Origin of the sequence: Sorangium sp. So ce834 (assembly GCF_051521425.1) — a bacterium.
GTDB classification, from domain to species: domain Bacteria; phylum Myxococcota_A; class Polyangia; order Polyangiales; family Polyangiaceae; genus Sorangium; species Sorangium cellulosum_D.
The window spans coordinates 4,975,409-4,992,537 of sequence record NZ_CP150351.1 but is presented as its reverse complement, the minus strand read 5'-3'; the positions used below and the strand labels follow the sequence as shown (position 1 = coordinate 4,992,537).

The window sequence follows — 17,129 nt, the reverse complement described above, 5'->3', positions numbered from 1 at the left end:
TACATGCGACGACCGGAGCGCCGCTGCCCCCCCGCCGTGATGGACGCTGAAGCTCCGAAGGCGGCAGGTTGGTGCCGCGCTGGGGCACACCATAAAAGGACCCAGTTCCCTGTGTCCCGTGAAGCTCTTGATACCGTTGAAGTATCCGTCGTCCGCTCCTCCGTAGCCGCTCCGCAGAGCGCGTTCTGAAGCGTGCTTGTGGAAGGCGGCCACGTGCGTAGAGTCGCGGTGCGATGACGAAGCGACGGAGCGGGGAGGAGGGAGTCGAAGTCCCGAGCCTGATGGTCCTCCCCCGGTTCCGCGGACAGTCTCACTATGCCGCGCGCGCGGTCACGTAGGTCTTCAATTCGAACTCGATCGGGCTCATGTAGGCGAGCCGTGAGTGCCGTCGTTTCAGGTTGTAGAAGTTCTCGATGTAGTCTCCGTTCGATGCGATGGCGGCCGCTCGCGTCGGGTAGCGCTCGTGCTCGACCAGCTCCGCCTTCAGCGTCGCGAAGAAGCTCTCGGCCACGGCGTTGTCCCAGCAGTCGCCGGCGCGGCTCATGCTCGGGATGAGCCCGTGGGCCCCGAGCACGAGCCGGTAGTCGTCGCTGGCGTAGGGGCTGCCACGATCCGAGTGGTGCACCAGCCCAGGCGCCGGCCGCCGCGTTCCCAAGGCGAACGCGAGCGCGGTGAGCGCCAGGGCGCGATCGTTGAACGCGCTCGCGGCCCAGCCGACCACGCGGCGCGAGAACAGGTCCAGGATCACGGCCAGGTACAGCCAGCCCTCACCGGTGGGAATGTACGTCACATCCGTCACCCAGACCTGGTTGGGCGCTCGAGCATCGAATTGCCGCTCGATCACATTCGGGGCGATCGGGCCGTTGTGCCGCGAGTCGGTGGTGCGGCGGAAGCGCCGCTTCCTCCGAGCCGCGAGTCGTTGAGCTCGCATCAGCCGCTCGACCCGTTTCTTGCCGACACGCATGCCGCGAGCACGCAGCTCCGCGTGGATGCGCGGACTGCCATAGCGGCCACGGCTCTTGTGGTGCACGGCCCTGATCTGCACGCTCAGTTGAGCATCGGACTTGGCCCGCGCGGACTCCGAGCGCTTGGCCCACGCGTAGTAGCCGCTGCGCGAGACCAGCAGCACCGCGCACAGCACCAGCACCGGGTAGTGCGCCTTCTCCGCGTCGATGAACTCGAACCTCACTCGTTTTCCTTCGCGAAGAAGGCCGCCGCTTTTTTTAAGATCTCGCGCTCCATCTCCAGCCGCTTCACGTCGCGGCGCAGCCGCTGCAGTTCCTCACGCTCCGGCGTCGTCAGCGCCCCCGGCGGGCCGTGGCCCGCGTCGGTGTCCGCGCGCTTGATCCAGTCGCGCAGCGCCGTCTCGGTCAGGTCGAGGTCCTTCGCCACCTGGCCGATGCTCCGGTCGCTCGCCTTCGCCAGCCGTACCGCCTCCGCCTTGAACTCGGGCGTGAACGCCCTCCTCTTTCTCCGTCCCATCCCTGCCTCCTGGTGCCGTCGGGGGTGTCGACGGAAGCGGGGGAGGACCATGACGACGGCGGTGCTGAAGCTGTCCGCGCCGCATGTCGCGTGGCAAGGCCGCGAGGACGCCCCCGCCCGCGCGAAGGGGCGCCCGCGTGGCGCGGCCGGGCAGGAGGAGCGCGCGGGATCTGCCGAGGCCACAGGCGTGCGGCGCCGCAAGAGCGCCGCCCAGCCGTCCGCGGACGAGGTGGGCGAACGGCGGCCGACCCGAGGCGCGGACAAGCAGCGCCGAAGCGAAGCGACCCGAAGGCGCCCCGCGAAGACGAGCTCGACGGTGGCGGGACGAAGCGACGACAGCACCGGCTCGACGAGCCGACGCACCTCGGCGCGGACGCGGAAAGGACGCGCGCCTGACTCGGCCGCTCCGGACGCGACGAGCGCTGTGGGCGCGACGGAAGCGGACGACGCGGCGCGATCAGCGGTCGCGGAAGGCGAGCCGCGAGCCGGTGATCCGAGCCAGGTCCAGGTACTTGAGCCGCCCCTCGGCGATGAGGCGTTGTCGCGTCGCGACCCAGTTGTTGGGACTCAGGTCGAGGATGCGACTGAGCGGATAGCTGGGAGCCACGGTCAGGATCTCCTGCAAGTACAGCTCGGGGTCGAGCCCGTGCATCTGGCAGGTCGCGATGAGCGACGTGATGGCACACGCCCGGACAGCATGCTCGTCGCTGCCGTGGAAGAGCCAGTTGCGCCGCCCCTTGACGACGCGGCGCAGAGCCCTCTCACTGGCATTGTTGTGGATGGGGATCTCCCCGTTGGAGAGGAACTCGCAGAGCGCCTCCCTCTGGTTGTGCAGGTAGACCAGCCCTTCGCGCAACGGCGAATGCTCCGGGACGACCTGCCGCTGCGCCTCGACCCAGGCGAAGAGCTTCTCAATCAGCGGTGCGGACTCGCGCTGCCGGAGCTCGAGACGCTCGTCCGGGCTGCACAGGGCGCATTCCTCCTCGACGCGGAAGAGCGCCTGGAGGGTCTGGAGCGCGAACGCCGCCTCCTTGCCCGCCCCGGCCTTGAACGCCTTGAAGAAGCGCCTTCGTGCATGGCTCCAGCAGCCGGCCTCGCGCGCCTTGCCCGGCCCGAACAGCACGTTGTGGTTGGCCGAGGCATCGGCGACCAGCGTCCCCTGGTAGCCGCCGAAGAGCTTCGCGACGGTGGGGCCGTCGTACGTCGGTGTGTAGCGAAACAGCACCCCATCGCCCGGCGCGACCAGGACGAAGACATGCCCATAGCGGTGCTTCTCCTTGGCCCGGATGGCGGTGCCCGTCGCATCCATGGCGAACCACGACCGCGAGAGCGCGTTGCTCCACATGGCATCGGCGATGCGCATCGCGATGCCACCGCAATCGTACTGCCAGCGTGCCATGTTGCCGCGGCCGATGCGGAAGCCGTGGCGATCCGACTCCACCTCTTGCCGGTAGTAGGGCATGTGGTAGTCGAGCTTGTGGACGAACAGGTGGGCCAAGAGGCTCGGGTCAGCAAGGCACCTGTCGATCGGGCGCTCCGGCAGCGCGGCGATCTTCACCGGTCCGCCGCTGTCCTCCGCAGCATCCGACTCGGGCGTGTAGCGTACGAGGACGCCGTCGACGAAGGGGCTTTGCTTGAAGCCCGTGTCCGCGGGGATCCCCAGGAGCTCGTGCTCTCGCACGACCAGCGGCTCGTCCAGCTCGTGCGTGAAGGCCGGTCCACCGGCTGGCGAAGGAGCCGGCTCCTCTTCAGCTCCGCTGCTCGCCGCCGGTGCCTCCGCCTTGGCCACGTACTTGGGGCGACGCGTGACGATCTCGATGGGGCCGCCACGCCGGTAGCCGATGACCGAGCTGTCTTCGGCGCCCACACGCTCGAAGCGCTCGATGCCTTTGAGCAGCACCTCCGGCGGCAGCGACTCGATGACCACCCTCGGGATGACACCGATGCGACGGCGCCCGTGCTCGTGGCGCTTGGCTCGCTTGCCACCTCCGGGATCCGAGCCGGAGGAGGACTCTGCCGCCGCCACGCGCTCCGGCGCGCTCGCGGGGCCCGGCGGCTGGTTGCTGCCGTCGCTCGGGTCCGCATCGGGCGAGGCGCAGTGCTCGGTCTGCGACGAAGCTGGAGCCGGACAGGCGCCTGGCGCGCCGGCCAGCGAAAGCCGCAGCTGGTCAGGCGAGACCTGCTCGGAGACGTGTCGCCGGAACCCGATCTCCAAGGTCCGAATCGTCTCCTGCAGCTGTTGATTGTACGCCTTGAGCGACTCGACAGTGCGAGCGAGCTCTTGGGCCTGCTGCTCCGCCGTCGAGAGCTCGGCCAGCCTCGCCTCGAGCTCCTGCACCCGCCGGAGCAGCGCGTCGACCGCCGACCCGGGGTCGGCGGGGCTCCCCTGGGCTTGTCCCCTGGCCTGGAGGTAGCCGAGCACGAGCGCCGCACCGTCAAGGCGCTCTGGCTCCGCCGACTGCGGCAGCGCGGTCTCACCGGATCGTGTCGTCGAGGTCAAGGCGCGCCATGGATGCCCCCTCCGCTTGCCCTTGACAAGTACCTTATGCAGCCGACTTGTCGCTACTTTCGATGAGAATCTCTCGCCGAAGACGGGAATGCAGGGCAGTCGTGGTGCGCCATCGGCGCCGCGCTCCCGCGAGGTCTTCGGGCGCGATGCAGCTCGCGCCCTGCTCCATCCCCGCATCCGGCTGCGCCGGCCGCCATCGGGCCGCGCTGGCGCCGGCAGCGTGGTGAACGAGCGCCGGCGCAGACGCCTCAGCGTGGATTTCGCGCCTACGAGGCCGATCCGACGCGTGAGAAATCCGGCGTCGTAAACGGAACGCCTTGAAAGAAAGGCTCGGCGTGGCGACTCGTCCGGGTTGCTATGACCAAACGAAGGCACACGCCGAGCACCTTGAAGGTGCGCCGGCGCGAGCTCGGGTTCAAGAGGAAAGGCGACGGGCATCGCCAGGAGCGAATCCGGCGGCCGGACCCTCGCAGGATTCACGTCGAGCTCACGGAGAAGAACCTGACCGGAGTCGCAGGGCTTGCCACTTTCGGCGCCTTCATTCGCGAGCTCGGCCTCGACGCGACCCTGAGCCGCAGGTTCTCCCGGCTCAAGACGGGCCGCTCGGTCATCTACCCCATGGCCGCGCAGATGCGCCTGCTGATGGACAGCGCGCTCGCCGGTGAGGAGCGCGTCTTCGGCATCGAGGCGCTCGCCGTCGATCCGCTCTTCGTGCATCTCGCAGGCGGGGTCGTCCCGAGCATCGACACCGTCTACCGGGACCTGTGCCGGTTCGACGAGGATGCGCTCGAAGCGCTGCACAGCATGGTCGTCGACCACGGGCTCGCCCTCGTTGCTCGCCGAAAGCACCGGTTCCTCCATATCGACGTCGATACGACCGTGGAGCCGCTCTTCGGCATGCAAGAGGGGGCACTTCCGGGCCCGAACCCACGCTACCACGGCCGGCCGAGCTATCATCCGATCCTGGCGCGCATCGCCGAGGTCGAGGCCATCGTCGGGGCCAAGCTGCGACCGGGCGATACGAGCTTCGGCGAAGCCGATGTGCCCTTCGTCGAGGAGTGCATCGACCGGGCGCGCGCCGCAGTGCCGAGCGCGGCCATCTACGTGCGGATCGATGGCGCAGGGGATTGCAGCGCCTTGATGCACGCCGTCGCCGCGAAGGGATGCTTTTTCCTGACCAAGGCGCGGATGAGCCCCGATATGGTGGGCATGGTCGCATACGCCACCGGATGGCGTACCATCGACCGGGATGCCGACGGTCGTCCTCGAAGGCAGGTGACCGAGGTCCCCTTCCGGCGCAGCGGTTGGCCGGAGGGGGTCCGCGTGATCGCCGTACGCACACGCGACCGGGACAACGGCAAGCAGATCTACCTCTGGGAGGGCCTCGACTACACGGTGCAGGTCTTCCTGACCAACGAGCCGGTCGAAGCGCCGGAAGACGTCGCGGCGCGGTATGACCTGCGCGCGGGTATCGAGCCGCTCATCGGCGATCTCAAGCATGGGTGGGGATGCGGTCGCGTGCCGAGCCATAGCTTCAACGCCAATCACGCCGCGCTGCTGCTGAAATTGCTGACCGCTAACCTGAATCGCCGCTATGTGCTGGAGCACGTTCCGCACCTGGCAAGCTGGCGAACACCGTGGCTGCGCCGAGCGCTGATCCTCGTCCCGGGGCGGCTGGCCCGCTCGGCTCGGGGCACGAAGCTGCACGTGCCAGAGCGCTCGCAGCTCGCCCGCCGGCTGAATTGAGTCCGGAACCAGCCGAAATCACGGTGGGGGGTAAGGGGGGCGTGTGCCTTCGCGACGCGCTGAGCGCGTTCAATTGTAACGGACGTCGCATTCGTCGGCGAATCGCCGCTCGCGCATCGCCGTCGGCCCGCTCGTGCCCCGTGGGCGCGAAATCCAGGCTCAGTGGACCAGCCGGCGGCGGCTTGCCAGCTCTTCCACGGGTAGACCGGCGAGCAGCTGCGCGAAGTCCTGTGCTGACAGCTCGATACACTTGCCGTCGGCCTCGGTGAACGAGGGCAGAGCAAACGCACCCTTCGAGAGACGCTTATACAGAATCGTATATCCGTTGCGGTCCCACCAAAGTGCTTTTAGCCGGTTGCGCCTCCTGTTGAGGAACAAGAACAGCGCGCCACTGGCCGGGTCCAGGCACAGCACCTGCCGGGTGATCGCGGCGAGCCGGTCGAATGCGCCACGCAAGTCCACTGGACCGACCGCCAGATAGACGGCTATCGTCGCGGGGGTCACCGTCCCCTCCGCAGCGCTTCGATCGCATCCACGAGGTCGCGCGCGCCTATCCCACATACCTGCATCCGCGTCCCATCGGCAAATGCGACGTTGAGCCGCACAGGCGGCGCTTCTCGGCGCTCCGGGCGCACCACGACGGGGAGAAACGGAACATGCTGAGCCGCATGGGTGGCTCTTGGCAACGCACCCTCCTCTGCGCGCTCACCGCCAGCTACCCATCGGTCGACGGTCATCTTGTGGACACCGAGCTCCGTGGCGATCTCGGTCGGCGTCGCCCCCGCGAGGGAACGCTCCTTGGCGTACGCCTCGGCTCGCTCCCGCAGCTCGCTCGGGTACTTCCCACGGCTCTTCTGCTCTCGATACCTCGACATCTCTGCACGCAGCTGCACCAGCTCCCTGCTTCCTGGCATCGCTCGCTCCTCTTCGCTCGGCGAGGGCGCGGCCCTCATCAGACGTCGCGTAGCGTGCAACCGAAGCTGGCTAGGGAAAAGACGCGGTCCGCGGAGCGGCTACGCTCCTCCGCACCAGGGAAGAAGCCCAAGTTCGTCCCTGGTTTCATCGAGAAGAAAACACCGAGGCAAAGAGGGCACCGAGAAAGCGGGGCCGAGCTTCTCGAGCGCCCCGCCGAGCGCGCGCGCGCCGCCCCCGTGACGCTGGGCGAGGTCCCGCTCGCCCGTCCAGGCAGCTCCGCGGGATCGAAGAGGAGCTTGGGCGATCCGGTACTACGACCCGCGATGGCGCCGCCGGTAGCGATCGTCCTCGTAATCAGCGTGCTTTCCCCAGATGTACACATGGCTGGTCATGAACTCCTCGCGGGTGGTCGCCGGGAGAGTTGCCAGCAGCTCGGCGCCCAGCGCCTCCGGGCTCGTGATGCGCGCCGTGCCGCCCGCATCGAGGGCCTGCGCGGCCGCGAGGACGATCCCCTCGGCCGTGTCGGAGACCACGTCGGTGCCTCGCTTGAAGCCCGGGATGTCGAGCTCCACCGCGTGGAGGCCCGGCCCGATCCACGCCCGCGTGGCGCCGCGCGAGGCAGGCGTGAAGGAGGAGAGCCCCAGCTCGTGCGCGATCGCCTCGCCGGCGAAGCTCGACGCCTCCAGGCGCGGGCGGGGCATCGCGAGCGGTCGAATGAACGCCACGACGAAGCCGTCCAGGAGCGCGAGCACCTCCCAGTAGTGGCACACGTCCTCGAAGGCGAGCGCGAGGTACCCCGGGCCGTCGATGTGGCTGCCGTAGTAGACGCGCCCGTCGAGCGCGAGCCAGAGCCGCGGGTCGTGCACCAGCCACACGGGGAGCAGCCGCAACGACCCGTCCCGCGGGTCGGCGCGCAGGTCATAGCATTGCAGATCGTCGCGCAGCCATGGCACCTCCCCGCGCAGGTAGCGCAGCGACGCGTGCACGCCGAAGACGCCGTTCGGAGGATGGCTGAACCCGCCCACCGCCTCCTCGGCGCGGAGCACCGCCTCGGAGCAGGGCCACCCCATGGCGGCGAGCTCGCGCTGCAGCTCGTCGCGCGGGACGGTCCACTCCACGAGGCGGCCCAGATCGAGCCGCTCCAGCAGCCCACGGGCCAGCGCGCTCAGCGCGCTTGAGTTGCGTGTCTGCTCTATCATGGGACTCAGCTAGGTTGGCGATCAGTTGCGAGCAGTTCGCCCCGCCGCTCTCGCCCTCACCCCGGCGCCGCGACCACCACCACCGCGCGCTCCCCGCCGTCGCTCCCGGCCAGCGACACCGCGCACGGGTGCGGCGCGAACCCGCGCGCGAACGCCTCCGACGCGATGGCGAGGTGCAGCGGAATCGCCGCGGCGCCGAGATAGCCTATCCGCTGCGCCGGGCTCTCCACCTGCTGCGGATCGCAGAAGAGGTGCTGTGTGCGCACCGAGGCCGCCTGGAGCTCGAAATGGCGGAACGTCTCGAACGTCAGATCGGTGAGCATCCAGCCGGCGCGCAGCCCCCGCTCGGACAGCGGCGCCAGCGCCGAGCGGAGCGCGGCGGTGAGGCCCGCGGCCTGGAACGCCGATTCGTCGTTGTCCGGGCGGGCCCGCTCGTGCGCGGTGGCCACGCCGACGATTTGCCCCAGATCGCGGAGCTGGGCGCGGCGCGCGACCTCGGGGCGCATCAGCACCACGAACGCCGCGCACTCCCCGGGGATCAGCGCGTCGAGGTTGTCCGGCCGGAAGATCCGCCCCGCGGCGTCGAGCGCGGCGATGCGCGCGGGATCGTAGTCGGTGTGCACGCCGCCGAGCAGCGCCGCGTCGATCGCCCCCCGCCCGAGCGCGTCGCACAGCTCCGGCAGCGCGAACCCCGCCGCCGCGGCCCCGCGCGTCGAGACCTTCACCGCGAGCTCCGGCGCGTGCGTCTGGCCGCGCGCCGCGAGCTCGGCGCCGAGCCGCTGCGCGGGCGCCTCGCCCCCCGGCGGCCGCTGCCCGAGGTGCTCGTCCAGGCACACGGTCATCTGCATCCGCAGCCCCCGCGCCGCGGGGCCGAGCTTCTCCAGCGCCTCGCCGAGCGCGCGCGCCGCGAGCAGCGCGGCGCGCTGCGCCCCCGTGACGAGCGGATCCAGCGTCGGGAGGAAGCACATCGTGATCGGCTCGCCGCTCCCGTCCACGAGCGGCGCCTCGCGCATCGCCGCGGCCGCGGCGCGGTGCGAGAACGCCGTGTCGATCGACCGCAGCCCGATCGGCGTGACCGCGCCCGCGGCCACCATGACGGCGACCGGCCTCACGCGCGCCCCCGCTCGCGCACGACGACGCGCGCGTCCTTCATCCGCCGCGGCGCCTTGACGTGCGCGCGCCAGACCATCTCGACCGCCACCGGCTTCTCTGGGCCGGTGGCGTAGAGATCGATCAGCACCGTGTCGAGGTGCGGCGCGAACGCAGCCGGCGCGCGGTCCTTCACCTGGAACTCGATCTCCACCTGCACCCGCGGCAGCTCGAAGCTGAGCGCCCCCTCGGGCGTCAGGTTGAGCGTCCGCACCGGCTCGCCGCCCGCGAGCGGAGGATCCGCGATGAGGCCCGGCGAGGCGCAGAGGTTGTAGCGAGGGTCGAAGTCCTCGGGCAGGAGCGGCGCGCGGAGCTCCCGCCACGTCGCGTCGTAGGTCCCGGCGTACCGGCGGCGCGGCTCCCAGTGCCGGCCCACGACCCCGATCCCCGCGGGCGGCGGCGCGGTCTTCGCGGTCCGGATCGGGAACGCGGGGTCCTCGATGTTCGGCGCGGGCTGATGCGTGAGCGAGGCCGGCGCGCCCGTGACGCCCATGCCGATCGGGTTGCGCGGCTCCTCGACGACCGCCGCGGGATCCTCGTCGTCCCGCCCGCCCCAGGCGTGGTCGTAGCGCATATCGATCTGCTCGATCGGCGAAGGCGCGGTGAGGCCGGCGCCCTTGTCGACCCAGAGCCGTCTGCCGAACACGACCAGCGACTTCTGGAGCGGGCCGACCTCGACGCGCACGTCGAAGGACGGCGCCGGCCTGCCGTTCGGCGCGTACGCCCGGGCCACGAAGATCACGTCGGTGGCCGGCTTGAACAGGCACACGTCCGCCGGATAGGCGACGCTCTCCGGCTTGTCCTCCTCCCAGGGCAGGTCGGCGAGGCGGACCCCCCGCGCGCGCTCGGGCGGAGAGAGCTCGAAGGTGCCGTCCTCCTGGAGCTCGAAGCTCGCCTTGACGATCGCCACCAGCTTCTCGCCGTCCCGATCGACGAGGAGCTGCGGGTGCGCGGCGAAGTCCGTCTTGTTGTCGAGCGGGGGCTGGTCCATCGCGGGCGCATTATCGACAAGATCGGCGGCCGTGTCTCTCCGGCGGCGCGATCACCGCGCCCCGACCACCTCGGCGGCGTAGGCCTCGAGGCCGTGGCCGCGCAGCATCGCCTCGACGAGCGCGATCGGCTCGGCGCAGGCGGGGTCGTCGTCGCCCGCCGCGGCGACGACGACCGGCAGCGCCCGGGCCACGATGAGCCGCGCCGCGCGATCGCGCAGCGCGAGCGAGAGCGGCAGCGCGCCGATCAGCCGATGGCCGTGCAGCGCCGCGCGCAGGTAGAAGCGCTCCCGATCCGGGGCGGGCGCGGGGGCCGCGAGCAGCGCGGCGAGCAGGTCGGGCTCGGCCAGCGCGAGGGTCGCGGCCGCGATCCACTGCGCGGCGCGCCGGGCGAGATCCCGCTCGCTCCTCCAGCCGGCGTCCTCGCGCGCCCGCCGCGCCGCGCGCCCGTGCAGCGCGGCGAGCCACGGCCCGAGCGCCGCCGGCTCCAGCGGATCGGGCCGCTCGAAGCGCGCGACGGCGCCGTCCGTGAGCCCCTCGGCCTCGACGGCGGCAGCGAGCGCGAAGAGGCCCGCGGCGACGTCGGGCGGCGGCGCCGCCGCGGCGAGCCGCCGCGACCACGCGACGAGCTCCGCCCGCGACGCGGTCGCGCCGGGCGAGATCGGCGCGCGATCCGGCAGCTCTGCCACGTCGATGCGCTCGTCCAGGTCGCCCCGCACCCGCAGCCGCGGATCGAGCAGCGAAGCGCCGCCGGGGCGGCCCGCGCTGGCCAGCACGCAGGCGCACTCCGTGGCGACCGAGACCCGCACCGACTCGCCGTCGTCGACGAAGCTGGCCGGGAAGGTCCGGCACCCGAGCGGCTTCGCCTCGGGCCCGCCGATCGCGTGGAGCGAGCAGCGCCCCTCGCCCTCGAGGTAGGCGCACCGGCCGTCCCGCATCGCCACCACCGAGGCCGCGCACGGCCACGTCCCGCGCTCGGGCGTGAAGGCGCGCTCGTGCCGGGCGCCGCCGCTCAGGACGTCGGGCCGCAGCGCCCGCGCCCGCGCCGCCTCCTCGGGGTCGAAGAGGATCGAGGCGTAGATCCGGCAGCAGCTCCCGCGACCGTCGCAGTGCAGGCCGAAATCGGGCAGCACCTCCAGCGGGCGCTCGCGGCCGCCGCGCTCCTCCGGCGCGCGCGCGGGCCTCGCCCCCGCCGCCGGCTCCCAGCGCGCCGCGCCCTCGCCGACGGCCTCGGCCTCGAGCAGGCCCGCGGCGTGGAGCTGCGCGAGGAACGCGTGCGCCGCGGGAGCGCGCGCGTGCGCGCCCTCGCGGGCCGCCGCGATCACGATGCCCTCGACGTCGCGCGTCCCGTCGGCCGCGGAGAGCAGGACCCACTCCCGCGCGCCGAGCTGGAGCAGCTGCCCGGAGCGGACGTCGTGCAGGATGATCCGCTCCTCCTCGCCGACGAGGTGGCGCCGCACGAGCACGTGGGCGGCGAGGCGAGGGCGCGCCGGCAGCGTGTTCGGGCTCACCCGGGCACGCTAACCGACGCCGGCGGCCGCGCGCCACCGAAACGAGGCGGGCGGGCCCCGCCTCGCCCTGCCTGCGCGCAACGGTGCGGGCCGTCTCAGCGCACGCACTTCACCCATGCGGCCGTGAAGTGGTTCCACTTGCCGCTTTCGCCGGCGTTGAACCCGGTGAAGCCATCGTCGAAGTTGAGCGCCCAGGCCGCTGGGGCGTTCCTCACGGCCGTGTGCGAGGCCCAGTACCAGTCGTTGCTGCGGGCGCCGTACTGCGTGTCCGGGAACATCGTTCTGTTGATCGACGGCGCCACCTGGGCTTCATCGACCAGGGTCGCGAGCTCCCGGATGCTCGGCAGGCGCCAGGCGCGATCGTTGAGATCGAGCGTCGCGCAGTAGCTCTCCGCCTCGGTCCAGGTCATCGTGGTCGGCGAATAGCCCTGCTGCCAGACGAGGCCCGTGTAATTGTCCATCACCTCGCCGGGCGACACGACGGTGTACTGGTCGGGCGGAGGCACGGCGGGGCTGCTCGGCGCCTCCCCTTCCCCGTTGCCTCGCACGCAGCGCAGGCTCGCCGCGGTGGCCTTGGAGGAAGCGTTGCTGACGATCCCGTCGCTCAGGTTGAAGGCCCACGCATAATCGCGCCCGGCGCCGGCGCCGGCCTGCCGGATCGTGAGGATCCAGTCGGACGACGTCTTGTGGAAGCCCCCCCGCGCCCCCGGGAATGCGGTCTTGTCGATGGCCGGGCTCTGGGTGAAGTCCACGATCGACGTCATCTCGATGCGGGTCGGCAGGTGCCAGTCCGAGGCCCCGCCGAGCGTCAGCTCGTCGCAATAGCGGATCGCCTGCTCCCACGTGTACGCCTCGGAGGGAGGGCTCTGCTGCCACTCGAGGCACGTCACGTCGTCGCGCACCACGCCGCCCCCGAGATCGGTGGTGCTCGCGGGGTTGGGCAGGCCGCTGCCCGCCGGATTGGGCATCGGCCAGCACGCCCACTTGTGCGAGCCACAAGCCGCGGCTTTGCCGCACGTATCGGGCGCTCCGCCGCCCGCGCCCGTCGCTCCCCCGTCGCCCGGCGCGCCGCCGCCCGCGGTGGTCCCCTCGCCGCCGGCCCCGCTGCTCGCGGCGGTCCCCGCGTCACCGGCCCCGCCGCCCGTCTCGGAGGCGCCCCCTGTCGCGAGGGCGCCGCCCGTCCCCGACGCGGCGCTCTCGGTGAGCGCGTCGCCGCGATCGCCGGCATCCACGCTCCCGCCGGTGTCCCCGCCGGTGGAGCACGCCGCGGCCGCGAGCGCCAGGCCGAGCGCCGTTCCCCTGCCGGCGCGCGCGGCCGTGCTGGATATCGCCAGGGTCGCGTGAAGGCCCCACCGCTTGCTTCGATTCACAGGCACCTCCGTCAAGTCAAGCCGGCGCCGCGTCGGTGGAGCTCACTCCTGGGTCATGAGAGAGAGAAAAACCACAGAGGCACAGAGGGCACAGAGGGACGAGATACGAAAAAAATCTCTTTCTCTCTCTTCTCTTCCCTCTGTGCCCTCTGTGCCTCTGTGGTTCAAATTCTCTCCCATCACGGGATCGGGGACGGGCCTCGTAGGCGCAGCGCCGGTACGCAAGAGACAAACAAGCTCGAACCGCACCAACCTATCACATGCCGCGCCACCAAGGTCAATGTGCGCACCGAAAGAAGACCTCGTTTCTCACCGATCACGCCCCAACACATCTGCGCTGCGCGGGGTCGCAGGACCGGCGCGCCTTCCGCAGGCCCACCGACCCTGCGCGCGCGACAGGACGGGCGCGCGCTCTCGTGCGCTGGTAAATCTTCAACCAGCCGGCGAAGCGCGGGTGGCTCGAGCTTCTGGTGATTGAATCCGAGGTGCTCGATCGACCTGGTCAAGAACGAAAGGAATCCATCGCACCTCGATCGCGGCCGGCAGGCGACTCGTGAGGACCGGCCGGACTCTGCCCCGAAGCCGTTCTCCTGCGCCGCTGCGGACAGCGCGCTCCAGGCGAGCTCGTTCATGGGTCGTCGCCCTCGGGATCGCCGCGATCGCCAGGGCCCACTTTCGCTCGCTCCATCCAGGCGCCATGGAGCGCGCATGCCGCTCTCGACCAAGAAGACGTCCATCGGCAGCTCCAGCAACAGCAGGCCGAAGAACAAGAACAAGCGACATCACTGGAAGCGCTACCGCGGCCAGGGCAAGGCACATCACGGTTAGTCCCGGCCGCCAGAAGTCCGGCCAGGGATGGCCGGACTTTCTACACCGCTTCGCGGCGGCTCCGCGCGGGCGAAACCAGCCTTGTTTCCTCGGGGCTCCGCGACGCCCCGCACCCCGGCGTCCGCTTGGCGGCCGCCCTGGTTCGGCTCGGGACGAGGTGGCGGCCAGACGGTGGCGTCAGCCCTGTTGCCGCCGCTTGGCGCGATGGCGAAGCAACACGCATCGATTGTTGAATGAGTAAACTGCGGCAGTCGATGATGGCGGCAGCGGATTTCGTCCCCGGAGACCACGCCCCCGCCGCTGCCGCGCTCACCGCGGCACGTCAGCGCACCCGCAGCTGCGCCGCCGATTCACCGAGCTTTTCGCCCTGCGCATCGACGACATGCAGCTTGTACGTTCCGGCGCTGGCCGGCACGGCGATGGACGTAGCGTCCCCCGCCGCCTTCGTCATCGTCGCGCCCTCCGTGAACGTGCCGGTGCCGGCCGGCGCGAGCCACACGGTGTTGGCCGCCGCGCCGGCGCTCCTGATCTTGATTGCCTTGGTGCCAGACGCCACCGAGGCGCTCGCCGGGAACACGTAGTCTTGAACCGCGAGCAGGCTGCTGGGGATGATGCCCCGGTGCTCTTCCTGGACGCCGGAGCTGAGGCAAATTTCGTATTGCGCCGCCGGCCACATGTTGTCCGGCACCGCGACCGGCGGGTCGATCCTGCTATCGGGCGGGTTGATGCCCATCTTGTTCACCGTGGCGTACGTCCTCAGGATGGTGAGGTGGTGCTTGGCCCCGAAATCCTCGCAGTTGATCGTGTATTTTACGCCGGGATCGATGTCGAGCACGTTGTCGTTCTGCGTGATGTACGCGCTGCCCTCGTCGTTGTGCAGGCCGTACGTGGGGCCGCTCGTCGCGGGCGGAATGCCCTTGACGTAGTTTTCGTTGATGGTCGTGCCCGGCATCTGACCTAGCGTGTAGACCGCGCCGCTGTCGTGCAGCCTGCTCAAGGTATCGATGAATCGATTGTTGTTGATCGCGTTGTCTTTACAGGTGGTCGAGTCGGGGAAGTTCCGCCATCCCCACCCCAGGTTGATGCCGTTGTAGGCCGTCTTTTGGATCTGGTTGTAGGTGATCTTCAGGCCATCGACGAAGAACGCGGTGATGCCCGAATGGCCACCGAAACCAGGCAGTGAGCTCACGTCGTACAGCAGGTTGTTGCTGATGGTGTCGTTCTTACAGATGCCTTCGATCCCCGGGCCGAACTTCTGGTGCGGGCCGGAGTCGCCCACGTACAGGTGCTGCGGGTGGCCGACCGTGATGCCGCTGCCGGCGATGTCGGTGATGTAGTTGCCAACGATGGTGGAATTCACGACGTCGTTGATGAAGGAGATCCCTTCATTGCCGCTGTGCTTCACCACGTTTCCGACGAAGGCGACCGAGTCGGCGTTGTTGACCGTGATCATCCCGGGCAGCGTGTCGGTGATTTCGTACTTGCTGTTGTGCCAGTTGCCGTCGCCGTAAGCGACGTAGATGGTGGCGCCCTGCACCGTCGCTTTGCCGCGCGACTCGCCCACGCTGTACAGGTTGTAGTCGGTGTTGGCGAAGGTGATGCCCTGGAAGGTGAGGTTCTTGACGCGGCTAGCGGTGGAGTCGCCGGCGATGTCGATCAGCTTCTCTGCGATCGGCGCCTGCACGTCGACTTGAGCCATGTCTTCGCCCTGCCGCGGGTAGTAGTAGAGGGTGCCGGTCGTCTTGTCGAAATAGAACTGACCAGGCGAGCTCAAGAACTCGCGCGCGTTGTAGATCGTGTGAGTACCAGACACGCTAAAGCCCGAATTCCAACCCGGGGTTTGCGCGATGGCGCCGTAGGGCTGCTGAAAGAGCAGCGCGCGGAAGTTGTCTTGCGTCGTGGTGACATCGCGAACGCAAACGATATTCTCGTTCCACGTGGTGCCGTTCACGATCTCGAGATCGTCCATATTGCTGGCGATGGCCGGTACCGCGTCGAGGTCGTACTTGGCACCATCACTGCCGCTGCCGCTCGCCCAAGCCCAGCTCTGCTGCCCGGCCGTCACTCTGTACGTCCCGACCCCTCCGCGCGACGTGACCCGCTTGCTCGTCATCAGGGCACGAGCATCGTTCACGTACAGGTTGCGCAGCTTCGTCGTTCGGTTCAGCTTGGCCTTGTAGATATTGCCTGTGTCCGGCGTCCATCCGGTCACCTGCGTCGCGCCGTTCAAAACGGGCTTTTCCCCGGGGTAAGCCTGATAGTAGATGCGGTGGCCATTCGTGCCCGAGTCCGACGGCGTGAAGGCGATGGCGTCGGTGAGGCTGTACGTGCCAGCTCGGAGGTAAACGTAGATGTCGCCGGTCATGTCGGCGTTGACGGTGCGGACGACGTCGCGCGCCCTGGTGACCGTCTTGAACGGCGCGCTGGCCGTGCCTGGATTGTCGTCGCTGCCGGAGGGCGACACGTAGTACGCCGCTTGCCGCGTCCCGGTCTCGTCTGGAACCTCGCCGCCGCCGCCCGCTCCGCCACCGGCCATCGCGCCGGCGCTGCCGCCGCCCCCGGCCTCTGCCGCTCCTCCGGCTCCCGCAGTGGCGTCGGCTCCGCCGGTTGCGCTGCCGCCAGCCGAGCTGTCACCGCCAGCCAGGTTGGGGCTCGTTCCGTCCGATGAACAAGCCGCCAACCCAGCGAACGCCGTGAGCGATGCGGCGACCAGCAGCTTGACGTGACGAACGGTGGAATCGAGACTCTCACGCATGATTATTGCCTCGAACGTAAGGTGATCCAGCCGCCGACGCGAAGCACCGCGCTGCCTCCAGATCACGTCAACTCAGCAAGGGATCGACCCGCGGCGATGCTGCCGCGAGCGTTGCTAGGGCCTCGCGAAGGAGCGGTGCGTCGCGAAGCAGACGTCGCGAAGCAGGCGTCGCGAAGCGGAGACGCCAACCGAGCATGTGCGCCGGCACGCCGCGCGGCGATAGGCGCTGCATCCCTGCCGAGGGCCAAGCCGCGCCGCGTTGGACCAGCTCCCACCGGCCGTGGCGTGAAGGCGGCCCCTTCGATGCATGAATGCGTTGTTGATGCAGCGTCCCTTTTCCAGGAGGGAGGCGGATCGCGTAAGGAATTTTCCGTCACCTGAGGTCAGTGTGGCGATTCGCCCTTGAAATTCTCGAATCGTCTTCCATCCAGGCGGCAAGTGCGCCTTGCTATGTCATCCCATCGGAGCCCAACTGCTGCTTCCTCCCCTGCATGCGCCTCACCTTGAAGCCAGGAGCACGACCGGCACCGTGAACGTGCATGAGGAGAAAGGCCCGGTACGCATGGCGCACCTATCCACGGCTAGGCGAGAGAATACCCAGCGCGAAATGTTAACGTTAACATGGCCGACGTCAAACGAAATCGACCGGCGCGCATGTCCTCGATCCCGAGGGGTG

Annotated in this window: 10 protein-coding genes and 1 pseudogene; 1 reads left to right on the top strand and 10 read right to left on the bottom strand. The window is 69.7% G+C overall.

The genetic code is table 11. The features are described 5' to 3' along the window. Nucleotides 1–313: 313 nt before the first annotated feature. Nucleotides 314–1,482, bottom strand: a protein-coding gene (locus WMF20_RS18110; protein WP_437615250.1) for an IS3 family transposase whose coding sequence is annotated in 2 segments (ribosomal slippage) — nt 314–1,230 and nt 1,230–1,482 — 1,170 coding nt in all. Because the reading frame shifts where the segments join, the coding sequence is not laid out codon by codon here. A 457-nt stretch (nt 1,483–1,939) separates the two neighbouring features. Continuing rightward, complete coding sequence (gene tnpC / locus WMF20_RS18105; protein WP_437615248.1) at nt 1,940–3,982, bottom strand: IS66 family transposase; 2,043 nt, start codon at nt 3,980–3,982, stop codon at nt 1,940–1,942. A 366-nt stretch (nt 3,983–4,348) separates the two neighbouring features. Here tnpC and WMF20_RS18100 point away from each other — a divergent pair, with 366 nt between their 5' ends. Further along, entirely contained in the window at nt 4,349–5,737 is a 1,389-nt protein-coding gene (locus WMF20_RS18100; RefSeq protein ID WP_437610821.1) for an IS1380 family transposase, read from the top strand. A 159-nt stretch (nt 5,738–5,896) separates the two neighbouring features. On the opposite strand, the gene tnpB is transcribed toward WMF20_RS18100, so the two are convergent. From tnpB to WMF20_RS18060, 8 genes and pseudogenes are all read right to left on the bottom strand, one after another. After that, on the bottom strand, nt 5,897–6,241 hold the full coding sequence (gene tnpB, locus WMF20_RS18095) for an IS66 family insertion sequence element accessory protein TnpB (protein WP_165374362.1): 345 nt from the start codon (nt 6,239–6,241) through the stop codon (nt 5,897–5,899). Beyond that, on the bottom strand, nt 6,238–6,651 hold the full coding sequence (locus WMF20_RS18090; RefSeq protein WP_129575099.1) for a helix-turn-helix domain-containing protein: 414 nt from the start codon (nt 6,649–6,651) through the stop codon (nt 6,238–6,240). Before WMF20_RS18090 ends, tnpB begins: the two co-directional genes overlap by 4 nt. Before the next feature lie 312 nt (nt 6,652–6,963). Next, nucleotides 6,964–7,851 carry a hypothetical protein gene (locus tag WMF20_RS18085; protein WP_437615246.1) on the bottom strand — a complete coding sequence of 296 codons (888 nt, stop codon included), beginning with the start codon at nt 7,849–7,851 and terminating at the stop codon, nt 6,964–6,966. 56 nt (nt 7,852–7,907) lie between these two features. Beyond that, entirely contained in the window at nt 7,908–8,963 is a 1,056-nt protein-coding gene (locus WMF20_RS18080; RefSeq protein WP_437615244.1) for a beta-ketoacyl synthase N-terminal-like domain-containing protein, read from the bottom strand. Further along, the gene (locus WMF20_RS18075) at nt 8,960–9,991 is read right to left on the bottom strand and encodes a DUF2169 family type VI secretion system accessory protein (protein ID WP_437615242.1); all 1,032 of its coding nucleotides are present in this window, start codon (nt 9,989–9,991) and stop codon (nt 8,960–8,962) included. The genes WMF20_RS18080 and WMF20_RS18075 overlap by 4 nt, the downstream gene beginning before the upstream one ends. A gap of 51 nt (nt 9,992–10,042) precedes the next feature. Further along, nucleotides 10,043–11,500 (bottom strand): YkgJ family cysteine cluster protein, encoded by a 1,458-nt coding sequence (locus WMF20_RS18070; RefSeq protein ID WP_437615240.1) that lies wholly within the window; start codon nt 11,498–11,500, stop codon nt 10,043–10,045. A gap of 95 nt (nt 11,501–11,595) precedes the next feature. Beyond that, a complete protein-coding gene (locus WMF20_RS18065) occupies nt 11,596–12,870 on the bottom strand; it encodes a DUF1566 domain-containing protein (RefSeq protein WP_437615238.1) in 1,275 nt (424 codons plus the stop codon). Between the two features lie 1,156 nt (nt 12,871–14,026). Continuing rightward, nucleotides 14,027–16,168, bottom strand: a pseudogene (locus WMF20_RS18060) (right-handed parallel beta-helix repeat-containing protein); the annotation flags it as partial. Nucleotides 16,169–17,129: the final 961 nt, after the last annotated feature.

Coding starts and splice junctions, on each gene's coding strand:
- WMF20_RS18100 (WP_437610821.1), top strand. CDS start 4,349: ATGACCAAACGAAGGCACACGCCGAGCACCTTGAAGGTGCGCCGGCGC.
- WMF20_RS18090 (WP_129575099.1), bottom strand. CDS start 6,651: ATGCCAGGAAGCAGGGAGCTGGTGCAGCTGCGTGCAGAGATGTCGAGG.
- WMF20_RS18085 (WP_437615246.1), bottom strand. CDS start 7,851: ATGATAGAGCAGACACGCAACTCAAGCGCGCTGAGCGCGCTGGCCCGT.
- WMF20_RS18075 (WP_437615242.1), bottom strand. CDS start 9,991: ATGGACCAGCCCCCGCTCGACAACAAGACGGACTTCGCCGCGCACCCG.